This window comes from Gammaproteobacteria bacterium, assembly GCA_029862005.1.
In the GTDB taxonomy this organism is placed as follows: domain Bacteria; phylum Pseudomonadota; class Gammaproteobacteria.
In genome coordinates this window covers 56502-75749 of record JAOTYD010000009.1, presented here as the reverse complement: position 1 = coordinate 75749, position 19248 = coordinate 56502, and the positions used below count along the sequence as shown (strand labels likewise).

The window sequence follows — 19248 nt, the reverse complement described above, 5'->3', positions numbered from 1 at the left end:
TATAATGCGCCGTTCGAAATTTACCTTTGACACTATGTCTCAATTACTCAAGGTTGCTGTGGTTGGTGTTGGCCACCTCGGCAAATGGCATGCTGACAAGTACGCCGCGGCACCCGATTGTGAACTGGTTGCAGTGGTGGATAGCAATGTTGCCAATGCCCGGGAAGTCGCGCAGAAACATGGTGTTGAGGCTTGCTCCAATTATCGCGATATCATTCCGCTGGTCGATGCGATCAGCCTGGTGGTGCCAACCAGCCTGCATTATAAAATTGCGCGCGAGTTTCTGGAAGCAGGAATTCACTGTTTGATCGAAAAACCGATCACCGAGACCGTTGACGAGGCCAAAACCCTGATCGGAATTGCCCGTGAGCACGATCTGGTATTGCAGGTCGGGCACATCGAACGGTTTAATAGCGTCATGATCGGAATCGAAACCCGTCTCGATGAACCCCGCTTTATTGAATCGACCAGGCTGGCGCCGTTTACCACGCGTGCGACCGACGTCAGCGTCGTACTCGATTTGATGATCCACGACATCGATATCATACTTGATCTTATCGAATCCCCGATCATACGCATATCGGCGAGCGGGATATCGGTGCTATCTGACACGATTGACATTGCCAACGCACGCATCGAATTTGAAAATGGTTGCGTCGCCAACGTAACCGCCAGTCGCATCAGCCGCAAGCGCGAACGAAAGCTGCGAATTTTTCAGAAAGATGCATACCTGTCAGCAGATTTCCAGGACAAGTTACTCGCGGTGAACCGCAAGGGAGAAACCGATAACGACGAAGGCTTCAAGGAAATCACCCATCGCGAACATCATTTCGAAGACAATGACGCGCTCAACCTCGAAGTTCTCGATTTTATCCGGGCGATAAAAACGGGTGGGCGACCGAAGGTCAACGGTGAGGACGGTAAACGCGCACTTGAAACCGCCATTGCGATAACTTCACAAATAACAGGATCAATATGAACATACCGATGGTCGACCTGAAGGGTCAGTACGAAACACTAAAAGCTGAAATCGACAGCGGAATCCTGCAAGCGCTAGCAGAAACCCGATTTATCCTGGGTCCGAACGTGCAGGCCTTTGACCAGGAGGCAGCAGAATACCTTGGTGTCAAGCACGCAATTAGCTGTGCCAACGGTACCGACGCACTGCACCTGGCATTGCTTGCCGCCGGTATTCAACCGGGCGATGAAGTGATCACCACTGCTTTCACCTTTATCGCGACCGCGGAAGCTATTCGCTACATCGGGGCGATACCCGTTTTTGTCGATATACAGCCACACAGCCTTAATATCGATCCCGACCGAATCAGGGCTGCCATAACCGATAAAACCAGTGCTATCCTGCCCGTGCACCTGTTCGGGCAACCTGCCGATATGAACGAAATTCAGGCGCTTGCCGATGAATTCGGATTAAAGATAATCGAGGATTGCGCACAATCCTTCGGCAGCCGCTACCAGGGCAATACTACCGGTGGTATTGGTGCCGCTGGAGCTTTCAGTTTTTTTCCCAGTAAAAACCTGGGCTGTTATGGCGACGGCGGCATGGTGACCACGAATGATGACGGCATCGCCGCGCGGGTTAGAATGCTGCGCAATCATGGCAGCAGCAAGCAGTATCATCATGACGTTGTCGGCTTCAACAGTCGCCTCGACGAACTTCAGGCCGTTATTCTACGAATCAAGTTGAAACATATCGATGACTACAACCAGCGACGCCTGGAAGTGGCCATGAGCTACAACCAGCGGCTTGCCGACAGTCGTTTCACGACGCCCTGGATTCCGGACGACCGGGATCATGTCTTTCACCAGTACACCCTGCTTTGCGACGGACGCGACGCGCTACGCGAAACGATCCTGGCGCAGGATATTGCCTGTGCGGTCTACTACCCGATCCCGTTACATCAGCAGCAAGCCTTCCAGGATTCAGAGCGACCGCAATTACCAGTTACCGAAGCGACTGCAGAACGTTGCCTTTCGTTTCCGATATTTCCGGAAATGACCGCGCAGCAGATCGACACCGTTTGCGAGGCCCTGCTGACTGCCTGATGAAGCAGGCTCATATCATGATTCTTGCCGGCGAAACATCCGGTGACGCACACGCGGCCGAGTTCGCTGAACAACTGCAACTCGAACAACCCGGGTTGATTCTAAGCGGAATGGGCGGCGAAGCGATGCGCAAGGCCGGGGTTGATGTGTTTTTCGACTCATCGATCATTGCGGTCGTTGGGCTGGTCGAAGTGTTGCGCCACTGGGGTGATATCAAGCGCGCAATGCGGATCGTCAAGGATCAGCTTGATCAGACCCGCCCCGACCTGTTGATTCTGGTCGACTATCCCGAGTTCAACCTGAAGATGGCGCGCCATGCACGTGAGCTCGGTATCAAGGTTTTGTTTTATATCAGCCCGCAGGTCTGGGCCTGGCGACCAAAACGCATCCACAAGATCGGCAGCCTGATCGATCACATGGCGGTGATCTTCAAGTTCGAACAGCAGTACTACGAGTCGGCCGGTATCCCGGTCAGTTTCGTCGGTCACCCGCTGGTCGACCGGGTAAAGGACGACATCGATGTACAGAAAGTTCGCGCACGGCTCGGAATTTCTCCTGATGACAGGGTTGTCGGCCTGTTTCCCGGTAGTCGCCACAGTGAAATTGTACGCCTGTTACCCCTGGTGCTGGCGACTGCGCAACATATGCAAAAGCGTGCCCCCGAACTCAGGTTCCTGTTACCCGTGGCATCTGGCCTGGACATTGACGAGATCAGGCGCCAATCTGAAGGCAGCGGTCTCGATATCATTATCAGCCAGGACGATATCTACGATGTGATTTCATGTTGCGATGTCATCGCTACCTGCTCGGGAACCGTGACGCTCGAAATAGCGCTACTTAATGTACCAATGTGCATTCTCTACAAGATGTCATGGTTTTCTTACTCGATCATGAACCGCCTGATCACGATACCGCACATAGGCCTGGCTAACATTGTCGCCGGCGAGGCTGTCGTCAAAGAATTTTTGCAGCGCGATGCCATTCCCGAAGCGATTAGCCGTGAACTGTTTGAGCTTCTCGAAAACCAGGAATACCGCGAGCAGGTCAAAACCGGGCTTAAGCGGGTGCGCGAAAATCTTGGTGCCGGAGATGGTGCGCGTAATATGGCACAATTGACATTATCATTGCTGGATCAGTAAACAACCTGGCAATCAGTAGGAGGAGCAATGGCCAATCGAGGGCATTCAGAAGGTATAACCATGAGCGGTGGCGGGATTTATTCACTTGCTACCGTAGGCGCAAAACACGTTATCGATGCAGCCACGCCGATGGTGGTTGACGCGATCAACAGCCTGTCACAGGAATCGATTGCGACAGGCTTCACGTTCTCCGACATGGGGACCGCCGATGCCGGTACTTCCCTGTCGATGATCGGGAGTGTCATCGATGCCGTCTCGGCGCGCGTTCCGGACGCTCCGATATCCATCGTCTACTCCGATCAGCCTCGTAATGACTTCAACGCGTTGATTGCCAATGTCTATGGCCTGGGTCCCTTCGATACCTACCTGGATCGTCGTGATAACATTTTTCCGCTGATTTCGGGCACCACTTTTTATAAACAGATCATTCCGGCCGGCACGCTGGATATCGGTTTCTCGGCTACCGCGATGCACTGGTTAAGCGCCAAGGTTTGCAATATTTCTAACCACGTCCAGGCGGTCGGTGCCAAAGGCGAAGAGCTCGAAGCGTTTCGTGCCCAGGCCCGCGGTGACTGGCGCCAGATCCTGCTGCACCGGGCACGCGAACTAAAACCCGGTGGTAAGCTGGTGCTGATCAACTTTGCGCAGGACGAACAGGGGCGCTATCTCGGTAATACCGGCGGGATCAATATGTTCAACCAGTTCAACCGTATCTGGCAGGACTTACTCGAACAGGGTCGCATAACGCGCGCGGAATACGAAAACATGACCCTGCCGCAATATTACAATACGGTCGAGGAATTCAGCGCACCCCTGCAGAATCAGGATGATCCAGTCTACCAGGCGGGATTGCGACTCGAGCATATCGATACCCGCATCGTCAAGTGTCCTTTCGCCGAATCGTTCGCGCAACATGGTGATGCTGCTCGCTTTGCCGAAGAGTACATCCCCACAATTCGTAGCTGGAACGAAAGCATCTTCTTCAACGGCTTATCCGGGGATCGTCCTATCGATGAGCGACGACAACTGATCGAGGACTACTACGGAACCTACCACGACATCGTGCGCGATGGTCCGGACGGTCACGGTATGGATTATGTCCATGCCTACACGGTAATTTCCAAAACGTCCTAGATGTCGACCCCGAAGTGTTACGTCACCACCGAGATATCGCGTCGTCCAGCACAACAGGGTAGTTGTCGTACCGGGAGACGCTGTAGTTGTCATCCCGCGACTTGATCGCGGGATCCAGTTGAAAACGGACAATGCCATATGCGCTGGATACCGCGTTCAAGCCGCGGTATGACAGACTTAATATTCGCTACGAGATATCTATCTTTAACGCGGTTTTTCTTGCCAGGTCGCACAGCAACAGGAAGGATCAGGTTTCGACCGGGTAGCCCGCCTTTTCCCAGTCCGGCATGCCGCTGTGGCTGATACAGACGATATGATTCAGTCCCTGGAAATTCAGGTTGGTTGTCGCTGTTTGAGCACGGCGCCCGGAACGACAATAGAGATAAACCTTATCGTATTGCCTGAGTTCATCGACATGAGCATTTTCGGTGCCCATCGGAATATTCTGACTGCCGGGTACATGCCCCTTTGCAAACTCCTCCGGCGTACGGTTGTCCATGACGAGTGTCTTGTCAGGCAAATCCTGCCAGACCGCGTGTAAATCGTTCATATCGAAATCGCGCAGCAGGTAGCGATTGGGGTCGAAGTTGATACCGACGCTCATGTTTGCCGGGACTGCCTCGTTGATTCTTTTCGGCATGTCCAGGTTCAGGTTATTCATTAAATCGACGAACTCCTGGCGCGGACGATTGCCGCCAAGTCTCGGGTTCCAGGTTTTTTCCTCGCCGATTGTTGACGCGGTTCGACCATTGTAATCATGCGCGGGATAGACAATAGTGTCGTCGCTAAGGACGAATAATTTTTGCGTGATACTGTCGTAGAGCATGCCGGGATCACCAAACTGGAAATCGGTACGCCCGCAACCCCGGATCAACAGCGTGTCCCCGCTAAACAGCAGGCCGTCACAGAAGTAGCTGGTGCATCCATTGGTATGGCCGGGCGTCGAGATCGCCGTGATCTGGTAATGCCCGAGCGTTATGCTGTCGCCATCCTTGAGGGGAATATCGATCGCCTCGATACCCGAGCTTTCGCCGTAAACGAGTTTTGCACCCGTCAGCTCGCGGATTTTCCCGGCCGAGGTAATGTGATCCGCATGGGCGTGCGTCTCGATCGCGTAGAGTAATTCCACGCCAAGCTCATTGATAATCTGCATATCGCGATCAAAGGTTTCGAGCACAGCGTCGATAATGGCTCCCTCGCGTGTATCAGAATCGATCAACAGGTAGGTGTAGGTACAGCTTTCACGATCGAACAGCTGTTTAACGGTGATGTGGGGTGCTGTCATCCAGGGCAGGCTCGGCAATCAACTCCGACTAGTGTAATTTTTACAATTGACGATAGCAATCGGCGATGGCATTGTGGGCGGCCCGGTTTATTAGTCCCGCTCATGAAGCTAGATGAATTTGTTAACCAGCTGAACCTGGAATCCGAGATCACCGCCCTGGTGATCGCAGGGCTCGCGATCGTGCTGGTGCTACTCATCAATCGTAAACGCTTGCTGGCAAAAATCAGGGAATGGCGAATCCAGCGCAGGCTGAGCAAGATCGGCTGCGATCAAATTCGCAACCTGCTCTGTTCCGACGGGATTGATGGGTACTTCAATATCGATCGCCTGGCGTTGATCCATGATTCAATCCTTTTGATCTCTTACAAGCTTTATGAGGGCAACATCTATTGCGCCGAAAATATTTCAGAATGGACCCAGCTAGTCGGCCAGAAAAGCTTTAAATTCACAAATCCGCTGTTTGAACTGGAAAATCAACTGACCTCGCTAAGGCTAATCATCGGCAATGTGCCTCTGGAAGGATTCCTGTTCTTCAATGAGGGTGCAGAATTTCCCAAGGATCATCCTGAGCGAGTGCTGCAACAGGGAAATATCCCGGAACGATTTTATGCCGCTGACTACGATACCGTAAATCCCGAGATCAAGGCAGCCTGGGAGTTGCTCAAAGCACACCAGAAGCAGGCTGTCCCCGGTGTGCATATCAGCCTAAAAACTTGAAATGTCGGGGTAGAAGTCCCAGAATGACTGCGTTGTAGCGATGGAACCGGCTTCCCAGCTGCCTATCCACTAAGAACAATTATTTCAGACAAAGACCAAAACAACGGAGAGCATTAAAATGAAACGTCGTGATGTACTCAAAGGTGGCGTTGCCGCCGCTATCGCAACCGGAGCAACCGCGGTCTCAGCACCTGCAATTGCTGCCAAACAAATCGAAGTAACCATGGTATCAACCTGGCCACGTGACTTCCCGGGATTGGGAACGGGTGCGCAACGATTTGCCGAACGTTTAACCGCAATGACCGATGGCCGCATCAAGGTCAACTACTTTGCCGGTGGTGAACGGGTAAAACCTTTCGACTCTTTCGACGAGGTCGCCTCGGGCAACGCACAAATGTACCACGCTGCCGATTACTACTGGAAAGGCAAGCACCCCGGTTGGGCTTACTTTACCGCAGTACCCTTCGGTATGACTTACACCGAGATTAATTCCTGGATTCAATGGGGTGGCGGACAGGCGTTGTGGGATGAGCTCGCAGCCGGCTACGGTCTTAAGTGCCTGCCCTGCGGCAATACGGGTGTGCAAATGGGCGGCTGGTTCCGCAAGGAAATGCGCTCTGCCGCTGATTTCAAAGGCCTGAAAATGCGTATCCCGGGTCTCGGTGGTGACGTTCTCGCCAAGCTGGGAGCCTCCCCGGTATCTTTGCCGGGTGGCCAGATTTATGAAAACCTGGTGTCCGGTGCGATCGATGCAACCGAATGGGTAGGACCCTGGAACGATAGCTTCATGAAATTCTACGAAGCCGCCAAGTACTATTATTACCCGGGCATGCATGAGCCAGCCGCACAGCTTTCCCTTGGCATTAACAAAAAGTTCTGGGACGGTTTGAGCAAGACAGATCAGTTGATAGTAACGGTTGCTGCCGAAATGGAAAATTCAATCATGATGTCCGAGTACAATGCCAAGAATGGCGCCTCGCTCGCCAGCCTCATTTCCGATCAGGGCGTCAAACTGAAAAGCTTCAGCGACGACATTTACGACAGTTTCGGTGATGCTGCCGATGAAGTCTTTGCCGAGGTCGAACAGCACAGTGCGATGGCAAAGAAAATCCACCAGAGCTTCCTCAAGTCGCGTAACGAGGTCGGTGCCTGGGCCAAGATATCGGATCAGGCCTATGTGGCACAACGTAACCGCGTACTCGGCCTGTAGCAGCTATTCATTTATAAAATATAAACGGAGTCCCCGGACTCCGTTTACTTGCTGCCGTGATTTTGCCAATCGATGATTAAGCAGAACCTGCCGCAGATGGCGCGGGCTTTTGCCTACGCAATGATCAGTGGCGTATTTCTGTACCTGATAAACAATTACCTGGTGTTCTGGCAGGAAATGCCAGGGCCTTACGCACTATCCCTGCACTATGGCTGGTTCGGACAGGAAGTCGAAGAACTCGATGAATCAAAAATCAGCCAGGGCTGGACCCAGTTGATCGTTTACCCGCTGGTATTGCTGTCCAGTATTGCTTACGTGTTTAAAACCACGACGCGTACGCTCGAGCAGGAAAGTATCCGCTTTGCCCGACTTTCCGCCTACATTGTTCGATTCGCATTCTGGTCTGTTACGCTGGTCGGCTCGGTCGACATGCTAATTTCGCTCCTGCGTGTTGAAAACATTCTTGAACCGCTTGTCGGCGAATGGCTTACCCAGCAGTTGGGACGACCCATATTTCGTGGTACCTATGTTCATTATCCGTTAATCGTGATCTCGCTTTTCGTGGCTGCCTGGCTGCGTCACATCAGCTTCACCTGGCTGGCACTAATGTGCGTGCTGGCGGAGTTCCTGATAGTTATCACGCGCTTCGTATTCTCCTACGAGCAAGCTTACATGGGTGACGTGGTTCGCTTCTGGTACGCCGGGTTGTTTTTATTCGCCAGCGCCCATACGCTGGTCGAGGAAGGTCACGTGCGCGTCGACGTGCTCTATACCGGATTTACCCGCCGCAAGAAAGCGTTATACGATTCCGTTGGCTGCCTGTTTCTGGGCATGCCAATTTGCTGGGTCATACTGATGCAGGGCATGGGTGGCCGCGGTAACAGTATCAACAGCCCGCTGCTCAGCTTCGAGGTATCCCAGAGCGGCTACGGCATGTACGTCAAGTACATCATGGCAGGTTTCCTGATTATATTTTCGGTTACGATGCTGATCCAGTTCGTCAGTTACCTGCTTTACAACGTCAACCAGTTACAGGGTCGCGGCAAAGATGAAGAGTACCTGACCTATTACCAGCTCATCTCGGGCGATAAAACTGCAGTTACTGGGGATGGCCACTAATCATGGAACTCTACTTCCTCGTCCTGTTAATTGCGATCATGGTATTCGCCCTGACTTCCGGTTTTCCGGTGGCGTTCGCGTTGCCTGGCTCGGCGATCGCGACGATTGCGATTGCTGCATTTTGCGGCTGGATATTCGAGGGCAGCGTCGATGCCTATTTTGTACTCGGCGGGCCCAACCAGTGGCTTAGCGCCGGGGTTACCAATTACCGAAGTCTGTACTGGGTGGTCGAGCGCGATACGTTGATTGCCATCCCGTTGTTTATCTTCATGGGCATCATGCTGCAGCGTTCGCGCATTGCCGAGGACTTGCTGGTGGCAATGGCGCAGCTGTTTGGTCCGATCCCGGGGGGACTCGGAATTTCGGTGGTGTTTGTCGGTGCCCTGCTTGCCGCGACAACCGGAATCGTCGGTGCCACGGTGATCGCCATGGGCCTGATATCGCTACCGGCAATGTTGCGCAACAATTATTCCAAGTCGCTGGCCTGCGGTACGATCTGTGCCTCGGGGACGCTAGGCCAGATCATTCCGCCATCGATCGTATTGATTATCCTTGCCGACCAGTTGTCAAGCGCCGCAGACCAGGCTGCGACCGCGCGTAAGTCCGAGTATAAAGAGGCCACCGGTGAATTTTCGATGCCGGGCGACTTCGATGTGGTAACCGCAAGCGCCGGCGACATGTTCATGGGCGCATTCATTCCGGGCATGATCCTGGTCGGACTTTACATGCTGTACATCCTGGTATCGGCGCTGGTCAAGCCCGATAACGCACCGCCCGTGCCTTTTGAGGGCAAGTATGATCACAAGTTCATCATCAAGGTCCTGCTCGCCCTGGTACCACCACTGGCGTTGATTTTCATCGTGCTGGGCTCGATCATCCTTGGTGTTGCAACAGTCAACCAGGCCGGCGCGATTGGCGCGATCGGCGCAATGATGATGGGCAGTTACCGTCTCATGGAAGGCAAGAAAAGGGCTTATTATCCGGCGGGGCTCGCCATTGGCGCGGTGATCGTAATCATCATTCTGCTGAACTTTTTCAATCTGAATATCAAGAACATTCAAAGCGGACGCGATGCTTTCGGGGTCACACTTGCCACCGTTGCCGCCCTGGTTCTGATCGGTTCCATTGGCTGGGCTACCTGGCGCGCTTTTAAAATCGACGACACGCTACACGGCGTCATGATGGATACCGCGAAGACAACGTCGATGGTGTTCATCATCCTGCTCGGTGCGGCGATGCTAACCTCGGCGTTTCGCGGATTCGGTGGCGAAGAACTGGTTAAGGAGCATTTAACCGCGCTGCCGGGCGGTTTCTGGACCCAGTTTATCGTCGTTATGGCGGTCATCTTTTTTCTCGGATTTTTCCTCGACTTCCTGGAAATTGCCGTAGTCGTGGTACCGATCGTGGCCCCGATTCTGCTGGCCGACCCCGGTGCCAATGTCACTGCGGTCTGGTTTGGTGTCATGGTGGGATTGAATATCCAGACGTCGTTTCTGACACCCCCGTTCGGGTTCTCGCTGTTTTACCTGCGCGGGGTTGCGCCCAGGGATGTACGTACCCTGCAAATCTATAAAGGTGCAGCTGCGTTTATCGTATTGCAGCTCGCCGGCCTGGCAATTGCCGGTGCCTTCCCGGGCCTGGTCAACTACCTGCCGAACAAGACCCACCTGGTCTCGGAGACCGCGCCGCCGCCCAGTAATCCGAAGCTACAGGAATGCCTTGAGAATTACCTGTTTGTCGAGTATGACAATAACCGCAGTACCATTGAATCGAGCATCGAACGGATCAGCACGGCCAGCCTGTCTTACCTGCCCGATGAGTACCAGGAGCGATTGAATGAAAGCTATAAACAGGCGGGTGCCGCGTTTGCAATGATCGAAGAGATCCGCGCCACCAAAAAAGCACTCGAGGATTATTCACCTGGCTACAGGCCTTTGCACGTCGAGGTTCGGCAGATTCAGAGAGAGGTTCGCAAGTTGAAAAAGGAAATCGATGAACTAGAGCAGCAGCGACAGCGTGTTGCATTTACCGAACCGGTCGACGAAAAGCGCATTAAAAAAATCCTTGCGGATATCGCAAGGATTGAGTCCGAAAGTAAAACGCTGCAGGCAAGCATTCCTGACAATTGGCAGGATGCACGCGCCAGGTTTGACGCGCTGGCCAAAGCGGAAACAAAGGCCCGCCGAACCTATCGACAAAACGTCGATGAAAGCTATGACATGATTGTCACAATGCGGAAAATGATCGGTGAAACCGATAAACTCGCGGTCCTGCAGCAGGAGTTTGATCCACTGCTGTCGTTAATCCGGGAGCAGGCGCCCGAAGACGGCCTGGAGGCGATAAAGATACTGGAACTCGAAGTCGACAAGCTCACCGAGACCCACCGCATCAAGTCCAAGCTGTCACGCGCCAAGCGGGCACTGCGCGGCACCACCCCCGACAAGGACAAGGCGATCGGCCAGGTAATGCTTGCCGCAGAGATTCTACAATCCGAAGTTGAATGGCACCAGCGTGCAGCCGACGAGCTCGCAGACGACCTCGACGAATACGACCAGGCTATTGCTAGCACCATCGGTATGCGCATGCAGGAACGCCTGACTTCCGAGCAGGCGGAATCGATCGCAAGCTGTCTTGCCGTTCATAAAGACCTCTCACTTCACTTCTAATCCCAGATGCCAGAGGTGGATTTAATCTATCGCATTGTTGCGATTATTTTCCCGGTGTTCAGTATCGTGGCGCTTGGTTACTTCTATGCGCGTCAGCGCCACGATACCGATATGTCCTCCGGTAATCGGATCAACATGGACATATTCACCCCGGCCCTCATTTTCGATTCCATGTCCGGAAGCAATTACGTGCTGGCAGATTACCTCCACCTGTCATTGGGGTGCTTGGCCGTCGTGCTCGGCTCCGGGATCATTGCCTGGCCGGTCGCCCGGTTTATGGGTTACCAGTGGAAAACACTGGTTCCGCCAATGATGTTCAATAATTGCGGCAACATGGGTCTGCCGCTGGTGGTACTGACCTTTGGTGAAGCGATGCTGCCAGCCGCTATCTTGCTGCTGGCGATATCAAACTTTCTACACTTCCTCGTCGGTCAACAACTGATCACCCAGCGCTGGTCTATCAGGACGGTGCTGACGAATCCGATGATCGTGGCCACTTTTCTCGGTATCGCGGTATCAATTCTCGAAATACAGCTTCCAGAAACCCTGCGACTGCCGATCCATATGCTCGGACTGATCGCTATTCCGTTGATGCTGTTCTCGCTTGGCGTTCGTATGATAGCAATCGATTTTCGTGACTGGGAAATCAGCACCATCGGTGCATTGCTATGCCCGATCAGTGGTCTGATAATCGCGGTGCTATTTGTTAAACTGTTGCCGTTACCGCAGGAGCAGGCATCCTTGCTGTTATTGTTTAGCATCCTGCCGCCCGCGATCCTGAATTTCATCGTGGCCGAAAGATTCGACCAGGAACCCCATCGGGTTGCTTCTATCGTACTGGTCGGCAACCTGGCAAGCGTGCTGGTCATCCCCGCCTTACTCTGGTTCATACTATGAATCGTAACGTTATCCAGCTGGCCCTGGCACAGGCCAGCATGATGTCGGTAAATTCCCTGATGGTAACTGCCGCGGCCATTATCGGTAGTCATCTGGCCACCAACAAGGCGCTGGCTACCCTGCCACTCGCACTCTATTTTGTGGCTGTCATGCTGACCAGTATCCCGGCCTCGCTGTTAATGGGCGTGATCGGTCGCAAGCGCGGATTTTTGCTCGCGACCCTGATCGGTATTATCGGTGGCGGCTGCGGTGCCGTCGGAATTTATCAAGGCCTGTTCCCGCTGTTTTGTATCGGCACGATTGCAATCGGCGTTTATACCGGCTTCGGCAACTACTTCAGGTTTGCCGCGACCGAGGTTGCACCAGCGGAAAAAAAGAACACGGCGATCAGTTACGTTCTCGCCGGTGGTGTGCTTGCTGCAGTCATCGGACCGAATCTGGCCAATCTCAGTAAAGACGTGTTTGCTGTCACTTACGTCGGCACATTGATATCAGTGATAATTCTATACAGCCTGAACGGGATTAATTTTATGTTCATGCAACTGCCAAAACCTCTAATCCGGGACTTCAGGCAAACCACCCGGCCGATGCTGCAGATAGCGGCACAACCTGCGTTTATCGTGGCCGTTGCGAGCGCAGCCATTGGCTATGGCATTATGGTCTTGCTGATGACAGCCACTCCCCTCGAGATGACGCATCAACATCATGAATTCAGCGAGGTCGCCTTCGTTATCCAGTGGCATGTACTCGGGATGTTCGTGCCATCGTTTTTTACCGGGCATTTGATCAATCGCTTTGGCGCACAGCGGATTATCATGACCGGCACCTTGCTGATGGTGCTATGCATTTTGATGAGTTTTCATGGCAGTTCCGTTTCACATTTCTGGGCGGCGCTTCTGACCCTGGGCGTCGGCTGGAATTTCATGTTTATCGGTGGCACCAGTCTGCTGACGGAAACCTATCGCGGTGACGAAAGCGCCAAGGCGCAGGCTTTCAATGATTTCACCGTATTTACTGTGGCGGCGGCATCGTCTTTCAGCGCGGGGGCCCTGCAATATGAATGGGGGTGGCGCTTCGTCAACTACGCGGTCACACCGCTGATCGCCATCGTGGTGCTGGCAAACATCTGGTTAAAATTTAACAACAGGCGTCGCCTGTTATCTACAGGGCATTGAGCCCTACGATCTCGTCGCCCGGTTTGACATCGTGTTCATCATCGCTTAACTCGAGGATATACCGTGCCGGTAATGGTGCTGAAAATACCGGGCACGGAGATGCCTCACAGGGAACAAGGCGCCGGATTTGCAACACCTTGAATTGCTCGTCGATCCAGAGCACCCTTAACGGAATTTTCATATTCTTCATCCAGATACGATGGTCACCGGGCCGCGGATAGACCAACAACATACCACCGTTATGGGCAAGTCGCTCGCGATGCATTAAACCCTGACGACGCTGCGCTGATGTCAGCGCAAGCTCGACCCGGTAACTGCCTTGACCAATCTTTATATCAATCGTATCAGGCCCGGCGAGTACGCCAGGAGCATGACTCGCGATCAAAAAAAATAGCACCGCGAGCAGGCGGATTTTGGAATTTGTGCTACAAATATATGAATGTGACATATTTACCGATATTACTGGATTTTCATCCAGTTTGAGATGTATGTCTCACAGCAGTTTGATTTTATTGAATAACATTACTTAACAGATAAGCTGCAGTTTATAACCAAGCTCATAAAGCAACGTTTAAAAAAGCGACATAAGTCATTGATATTGCTACTATGCGCGATCCTCTCTGGATCGATATGGGGTGAGAGAATTGATTTCGAGCACAGATAAAAAAACCGATATTCCAAAGGGCTCAAATATCGAACCTTATGAAAACGCCCGTCGACTCAGCATTCTTCGGCGCCAGCGTAAGGTGTTAATCGTCGACGATGAATCAACCGGTCGAACCATCCTCGCAAAGATAATTCAGCAAGCCGAAGACGATGTCAGTATCGAATCATTTGCCAACCCGCTCGAAGCACTGCACTGGTTAGATCACAACCATCCAGATTTAATCATTACAGACTATCGCATGCCCGATATTAATGGCGTCGAGCTGATCAAGCAAATTCGTACCAGGTCGGCCTGCCAGGATATCCCGATCATGATGATTACCGTGGTGAGCGAGAAATCGGTCCGTTACGATGCCCTGGAAGCCGGGGCAACGGCATTTCTGACTCGTCCAATCGATCAGATCGAATGCCGCACCAGCTGTCGTAATCTACTCAAACTGCATGAACAGCAATCCATCATCCAGGATCGCGCCGACTGGTTGGCACGTCAGGTTGAAGTTGCGACCCAGCAGATCGTCTCGCGAGAACATGAAACCCTGCTGCGCCTCGCCAAGGCGGGGGAATACCGCGACGAGGTGACCGGGAATCATGTTGTGCGCATGGCCAGGTATTCACGCGAGATCGCCGAAGCCCTTGGCCTCAGCGAAAAAGAGTGTGACGAAATCGAGTATGCCGCGCCGATGCACGACATCGGTAAGATTGGGATCCAGGACAGGATCCTGCTCAAACCCGGCAAATTCGAACCGACCGAGTGGATGACCATGCAGCAGCATACCATTATCGGCCACTCGATTTTATCGCACAGCCAGTCGCGCTATATCCAGACAGGCTCGATTATTGCGCTCAATCACCACGAGCGTTTTGATGGCAGCGGCTATCCAAACGGTATTTCGGGTAAAGACATTCCGCTGGTGGCACGTATCGTCACAGTGGCGGATGTATATGATGCGCTGGTTTCAGCCAGACCCTATAAACGCGCCTGGGATGCCAAGGATGCCCAGGATTACCTGCACAAGCATGCGGGCACCCAGTTCGACCCGATTTGTGTTGAAGCCTTTTTCGAACGTTTAGACACGATTACTAAAATCCATGATACTTTCAGCGACGGTTAGTAGCTGTCGCCACTTTTCCTGATGGCCTCCACTGAAATAAATTCCAGTTTTTTTGGTCGATTAAACAGAAGACTAAAAGGCACCGGCGACTCTGAACCAGAACAGGCCAAGCTGAGACTCGCGATCAGTTTCATCGTAATTGGTTACGTCTTTATCCCCTGGAACCAGGGCGAAACCTTCGTCAATACGCTCACTTCGCTGGTGGGGCTGATGTGCATTATCTATTACACGTCTGCTCTGGCGATTTTTACCGCAATTGTCATTAAGCCAGTGCCATCGCAGTTCAGACGGATTTGCGGCGCAGTGCTGGACATGGGTCTGCTGTCGTGGCTGATGTACCACTCTGGTGCCGAAACTGTGCTATTTTTCGTGATTTATCCCTGGGTTATCCTCGGCAACGGCTTTCGCTACGGCCTCACCAATCTCTACATTTCACAGGCCATCGCCATTCTCGGCTTTTCCGCGGTCGTCATCTGGGGCGACTATTGGCAACAACACCACATCTTCGGTGTCAGCCTGCTACTGACAATTTGCCTGTTGCCGATTTACGCCAGTTTCCTGATCAAGAAACTGCACGCCGCGGTGGACATGGCCAAGCAGGCCAACGAGGCCAAGAGCCGCTTTCTCGCCAACATGTCACACGAACTCAGAACACCGCTGAACGGCGTCATCGGCATGGGTGATCTGCTGCGCGAAACCAAGCTGAACAACGAACAGCAGGAACTCGTCAACACGATGCACAATTCGGCCAACACGTTGCTGGAACTGATCGAGAACGTGCTCGATATAGCCAAGATCGAGGCCGGCAAGATCATCATCGAATCCAGGGATTTCGACCTGCACGGGCTTGTCAACTCGGTGATTTTCATGCTTGCGCCGATGGGCGAAAAAAAGAATTTAACGGTGTCCTGTAATTTCGATCCGGAAACCCCGTTCGCGCTCAAGGGCGATCAGCAACATCTGCGCCAGGTGCTCATCAACCTGGTTAATAACGCGATCAAGTTTACCGAGAGGGGTTCGGTGATCCTGTCGGTGGGGTTAATCGGGGGCACTGTGTCGGCACCGCGGATTCGTTTCGAAATCGTCGATACCGGCATCGGCATCGCCGAGGAGGACCTCGGCAAGATCTTCGACGATTTCACCCAGGCCGACGCCGGCACCAGTCGAACATTCGACGGCACCGGGCTCGGAACAACGATATCGAAGGAACTGGTCGAGTTGATGCACGGTGAAGTCGGCGTCGTCAGCGAGGTCGGAAAGGGTTCCACTTTCTGGTTCGAACTTCCGTTCCTGGCGAGCACCAACCCGGAAATCAGTATTTCCGAAAACCACGTATTGCTGCTGTCAGGTGAGGATACCGCCAGCGTGATCAGACCTGCGCTCAAACAATGGCAAGCCAATTTCGACTGGGTACGCACCTCGAGCCGCGCCCTGTCGCAGATGATCCAGGCGGACGATGACGACAATCCCTACGAGACGATTGTGGTCGACCAGGACTGCCTGATCGATATCAACGCAGTGCAGTTCGCGCAAATGGTGAAGTCCGAGGGTTTACTGGAAAATACTTCCATGGTGTTGATCAATTCGTCCGATACCATGATCGACGCCAACCGTTCGAACCATTACTACATATCGACAATCGCTAATCCCGAAGAGAAACGACTCCTGTTCAACGCATTGCACGCGGCGCAGAGCGTGAACTTGAACGACAGCAAGATCGTCACTATGGCCGAGCATTACGCCAAGCAGGCCGGTGTATCGACGTTGAATATCCTGGTCGCGGAAGACAACCAGGTGAACCAGCAGGTCATCAACGGCATCCTGCGCAACGCGGGCCATAACGTGCGCATCGCCGATACTGGTGAAAAAGCTCTGGATATACTGTCCGATGAACTGGACCAGATCGACATGCTCATCCTCGACATGAACATGCCCGAAGTCTCGGGTGTCGAGGTGGTGCAGTCGCTGCGCTTCATGGATACCGGCGGTCAGTTACCGGTCATCATGCTGACCGCCGACGCCACGCCCGATGCCCGCGAGAAGTCACTGGCTGCCGGTGCGAACCGGTTCCTCACCAAGCCGATCGACGCCCGCGGACTTCTCGAGTGTATTGCTTCGCTGTCGAAAAATACCCGCAAAGCCAAGACAATGGAAAAACCCGCGCCTCGGGAATCCAGGACCCAGTTACGCAGCAACTACAACGAGTCCGAATGGTTCGACAATATCATTTTGCACGAACTCGACGTACTCGGCGATGATCCTGATTTCATCAAAACGCTGCTAAATAATTTCGAGAAGGAAGGCGCGCAGCACGTGCTGGACATCAAGAAATCCATGTATGACGACTACCTCGAGTACCGCGAACATCTGCATGCGCTCAAGGGCTCGGCGACCGAACTGGGTGCCAACCGGCTGGTAGAGGTATGCCTGGGAGGGGAAGCATTAAAGCCCTACGATATGGGCAGCAAAAAGATCAAGCAGATGAGCGAGCAGATCGCGGAAGTTTTTGAAAGGACCGTCGCTGCATTGAACAATGCAGCGACGGTCGAAGAAGACAACATATATTCGAAGAAATTACCTGAGCGCTAGCCTGCTAGACGCTTTCCTGCATGCGGTTGTTCTGCCGGCGGACCAGGCGCTGCATCATGCGTAGATCCTTCTCGCTGAGTTTAAGCGCCGCATCGGCCCATACTGTCCCGATATCTATCAATTCCTGATAGCTTACCTGGTTACAGATATCCTTGACCTGCTGCATCGAGCGATAGGCGTTATTCGATCGTTGGGTGGACTTGATATACTGGTATATCGCGACCTCGCCCTCGCCTTTTTCCGCCAGTATGTCAACCAGACCCATATCGTAGAGTTTTTCCGCGCTGTAGACGCCGCCGCTCATGATCATCTTTTCCGCCGCGGCGAAACCGATCTTTCTCGACAGAATCGAAAAGGCGCCCATGCCGGGGAACATATTGAAAAGAACCTCGGGCAATCCACATTTGGTGCCGCGCTCGGCTACCACGATGTTGGCGGAAAACGCCGCTTCGAAACCGCCGCCCAGCGCATCGCCCTGTATCAGCGAAATGCTCTTCATATCCGCGCCAAAATGGACCAGGTTTTGATACACGAGATCGATACTAAGCTTCGCATATCTGAGCAGCCCGTCCCTGTCGCGATTACGGATATACTGGCAGAACTGGTCGAGATCGCCGCCCAGATTGAATACGCCTTCGATGTCGGAACCGAGGACGAGAAAATCGTATTTTTCGCCATCGCTTTCCGCCATGTCCTGCTGAACGGTCTTGATTTGACTAGTAATTTCGTTCAGCAGCTTTAACGTGAACGCCGGGCGTGGTGCGCCCTTCATCAGAAGCCAGATAATCCGGTTTCTGGTATCGTAGTAGGTTTTTAACTGGGATTCCCTAGCGTAGGTTTGCCGTTCAGCCGCAACTTCACTGATGTATGCTACGTTACTCATGGTGCTTCTCTCCTATTATCGATGTCTTCCGCCCGAACATTGCGTTCGAGAATAGCTTTGGTAATTTGCGCTGATAACGAAATTTCTTTAATTTCAGCGCCTTATCCACTTTATTTAATCCATGGATTATGAGTTGTAATTTACCGAAACCGGAGATGATTGCAAGCGAACTGTGACGCTCTTCACAGCTCTTTAGTGAGAAAGCACTTTAAGTTTAATTCTTAAAATACTGTAAGTTAGGGCTTAATCGAAAAAAAACTAACTAAAAAAAATAATTCACATTGTTGAAAAAAGCATCTAAATCACGTTAAAAACACACTGAAAGTAGTTGATTACCAGAGAGAATGGCGTCATCAACCTGAAATGAGGGATGGCGCTTGAATCTAATCCATCAATCAGCCTCTTCGATCCAGGCCATCTGGATGGCCTCAAGGATCTTTTCATTCGAATGATTGGGATCATCATCAAAATCTTCAAGCGCGCAGACCCATGCGTGGAGGTCGGTAAAACGTACATACTGCGGATCAACATCGGTATGTGTCTCGGCCAGTTCAATGGCTATATCCAGTGTATCGGTCCACTTAAGACTCAT

Annotated in this window: 16 protein-coding genes; 12 read left to right on the top strand and 4 right to left on the bottom strand. The window is 52.7% G+C overall.

Annotated features, from left to right (window positions below; all coding sequences use genetic code 11):
* Positions 1 to 4: 4 nt before the first annotated feature.
* Genes OES20_08305 through OES20_08290 form a run of 4 tightly spaced genes read left to right on the top strand, consistent with a single transcriptional unit; the run spans position 5 to position 4337 of the window.
* Positions 5 to 979: a Gfo/Idh/MocA family oxidoreductase gene (locus OES20_08305; GenBank protein MDH3634695.1), complete on the top strand. Its 975-nt coding sequence runs from the start codon at positions 5 to 7 to the stop codon at positions 977 to 979.
* Entirely contained in the window at positions 976 to 2064 is a 1089-nt protein-coding gene (locus OES20_08300) for a DegT/DnrJ/EryC1/StrS family aminotransferase (protein MDH3634694.1), read from the top strand. Before OES20_08305 ends, OES20_08300 begins: the two co-directional genes overlap by 4 nt.
* Positions 2064 to 3203, top strand: a complete 1140-nt coding sequence (lpxB, locus tag OES20_08295; GenBank protein ID MDH3634693.1) for a lipid-A-disaccharide synthase — start codon at positions 2064 to 2066, stop codon at positions 3201 to 3203. Before OES20_08300 ends, lpxB begins: the two co-directional genes overlap by 1 nt.
* A gap of 27 nt (positions 3204 to 3230) precedes the next feature.
* Entirely contained in the window at positions 3231 to 4337 is a 1107-nt protein-coding gene (locus OES20_08290) for a class I SAM-dependent methyltransferase (protein ID MDH3634692.1), read from the top strand.
* Between the two features lie 247 nt (positions 4338 to 4584).
* Here OES20_08290 and OES20_08285 read toward each other — a convergent pair whose 3' ends face one another.
* Positions 4585 to 5622 (bottom strand): MBL fold metallo-hydrolase, encoded by a 1038-nt coding sequence (locus OES20_08285; GenBank protein ID MDH3634691.1) that lies wholly within the window; start codon positions 5620 to 5622, stop codon positions 4585 to 4587.
* Between the two features lie 102 nt (positions 5623 to 5724).
* Here OES20_08285 and OES20_08280 point away from each other — a divergent pair, with 102 nt between their 5' ends.
* From OES20_08280 to OES20_08255, 6 genes are all read left to right on the top strand, one after another.
* Positions 5725 to 6339 (top strand): NERD domain-containing protein, encoded by a 615-nt coding sequence (locus OES20_08280; protein ID MDH3634690.1) that lies wholly within the window; start codon positions 5725 to 5727, stop codon positions 6337 to 6339.
* Between the two features lie 118 nt (positions 6340 to 6457).
* Positions 6458 to 7549 carry a TRAP transporter substrate-binding protein gene (locus tag OES20_08275; protein MDH3634689.1) on the top strand — a complete coding sequence of 364 codons (1092 nt, stop codon included), beginning with the start codon at positions 6458 to 6460 and terminating at the stop codon, positions 7547 to 7549.
* 72 nt (positions 7550 to 7621) lie between these two features.
* Positions 7622 to 8668 (top strand): TRAP transporter small permease subunit, encoded by a 1047-nt coding sequence (locus tag OES20_08270; protein ID MDH3634688.1) that lies wholly within the window; start codon positions 7622 to 7624, stop codon positions 8666 to 8668.
* Positions 8669 to 8670: 2 nt separating this feature from the next.
* Positions 8671 to 11334: a TRAP transporter large permease subunit gene (locus tag OES20_08265; protein MDH3634687.1), complete on the top strand. Its 2664-nt coding sequence runs from the start codon at positions 8671 to 8673 to the stop codon at positions 11332 to 11334.
* A gap of 6 nt (positions 11335 to 11340) precedes the next feature.
* A complete protein-coding gene (locus tag OES20_08260) occupies positions 11341 to 12231 on the top strand; it encodes an AEC family transporter (protein ID MDH3634686.1) in 891 nt (296 codons plus the stop codon).
* The gene (locus OES20_08255) at positions 12228 to 13406 is read left to right on the top strand and encodes an MFS transporter (GenBank protein MDH3634685.1); all 1179 of its coding nucleotides are present in this window, start codon (positions 12228 to 12230) and stop codon (positions 13404 to 13406) included. The genes OES20_08260 and OES20_08255 overlap by 4 nt, the downstream gene beginning before the upstream one ends.
* Here OES20_08255 and OES20_08250 read toward each other — a convergent pair.
* Complete coding sequence (locus tag OES20_08250; GenBank protein MDH3634684.1) at positions 13393 to 13854, bottom strand: DUF192 domain-containing protein; 462 nt, start codon at positions 13852 to 13854, stop codon at positions 13393 to 13395. The genes OES20_08255 and OES20_08250 overlap by 14 nt on opposite strands.
* Before the next feature lie 196 nt (positions 13855 to 14050).
* Between OES20_08250 and OES20_08245 the strand changes: the two genes are divergently transcribed.
* Positions 14051 to 15184, top strand: coding sequence for a response regulator (locus tag OES20_08245; GenBank protein MDH3634683.1), 1134 nt, complete (start codon positions 14051 to 14053; stop codon positions 15182 to 15184).
* 21 nt (positions 15185 to 15205) lie between these two features.
* Entirely contained in the window at positions 15206 to 17773 is a 2568-nt protein-coding gene (locus OES20_08240; GenBank protein MDH3634682.1) for an ATP-binding protein, read from the top strand.
* A gap of 4 nt (positions 17774 to 17777) precedes the next feature.
* Here the strand turns inward: OES20_08240 and OES20_08235 are convergent, their stop codons facing one another.
* Positions 17778 to 18656 (bottom strand): crotonase/enoyl-CoA hydratase family protein, encoded by an 879-nt coding sequence (locus OES20_08235; GenBank protein ID MDH3634681.1) that lies wholly within the window; start codon positions 18654 to 18656, stop codon positions 17778 to 17780.
* 391 nt (positions 18657 to 19047) lie between these two features.
* Positions 19048 to 19248, bottom strand: a complete 201-nt coding sequence (gene iscX / locus OES20_08230; protein ID MDH3634680.1) for a Fe-S cluster assembly protein IscX — start codon at positions 19246 to 19248, stop codon at positions 19048 to 19050.

Excerpts from the sequence above, each read along its gene's own strand:
- OES20_08265 (MDH3634687.1), top strand. The coding sequence starts at position 8,671 with ATGGAACTCTACTTCCTCGTCCTGTTAATTGCGATCATGGTATTCGCC.
- OES20_08275 (MDH3634689.1), top strand. The coding sequence starts at position 6,458 with ATGAAACGTCGTGATGTACTCAAAGGTGGCGTTGCCGCCGCTATCGCA.
- OES20_08250 (MDH3634684.1), bottom strand. The coding sequence starts at position 13,854 with ATGTCACATTCATATATTTGTAGCACAAATTCCAAAATCCGCCTGCTC.
- lpxB (MDH3634693.1), top strand. The coding sequence starts at position 2,064 with ATGAAGCAGGCTCATATCATGATTCTTGCCGGCGAAACATCCGGTGAC.
- OES20_08305 (MDH3634695.1), top strand. The coding sequence starts at position 5 with ATGCGCCGTTCGAAATTTACCTTTGACACTATGTCTCAATTACTCAAG.
- OES20_08285 (MDH3634691.1), bottom strand. The coding sequence starts at position 5,622 with ATGACAGCACCCCACATCACCGTTAAACAGCTGTTCGATCGTGAAAGC.
- OES20_08290 (MDH3634692.1), top strand. The coding sequence starts at position 3,231 with ATGGCCAATCGAGGGCATTCAGAAGGTATAACCATGAGCGGTGGCGGG.
- OES20_08300 (MDH3634694.1), top strand. The coding sequence starts at position 976 with ATGAACATACCGATGGTCGACCTGAAGGGTCAGTACGAAACACTAAAA.
- iscX (MDH3634680.1), bottom strand. The coding sequence starts at position 19,248 with ATGAGTCTTAAGTGGACCGATACACTGGATATAGCCATTGAACTGGCC.
- OES20_08255 (MDH3634685.1), top strand. The coding sequence starts at position 12,228 with ATGAATCGTAACGTTATCCAGCTGGCCCTGGCACAGGCCAGCATGATG.
- OES20_08280 (MDH3634690.1), top strand. The coding sequence starts at position 5,725 with ATGAAGCTAGATGAATTTGTTAACCAGCTGAACCTGGAATCCGAGATC.
- OES20_08240 (MDH3634682.1), top strand. The coding sequence starts at position 15,206 with ATGGCCTCCACTGAAATAAATTCCAGTTTTTTTGGTCGATTAAACAGA.
- OES20_08235 (MDH3634681.1), bottom strand. The coding sequence starts at position 18,656 with ATGAGTAACGTAGCATACATCAGTGAAGTTGCGGCTGAACGGCAAACC.
- OES20_08270 (MDH3634688.1), top strand. The coding sequence starts at position 7,622 with ATGATTAAGCAGAACCTGCCGCAGATGGCGCGGGCTTTTGCCTACGCA.
- OES20_08260 (MDH3634686.1), top strand. The coding sequence starts at position 11,341 with ATGCCAGAGGTGGATTTAATCTATCGCATTGTTGCGATTATTTTCCCG.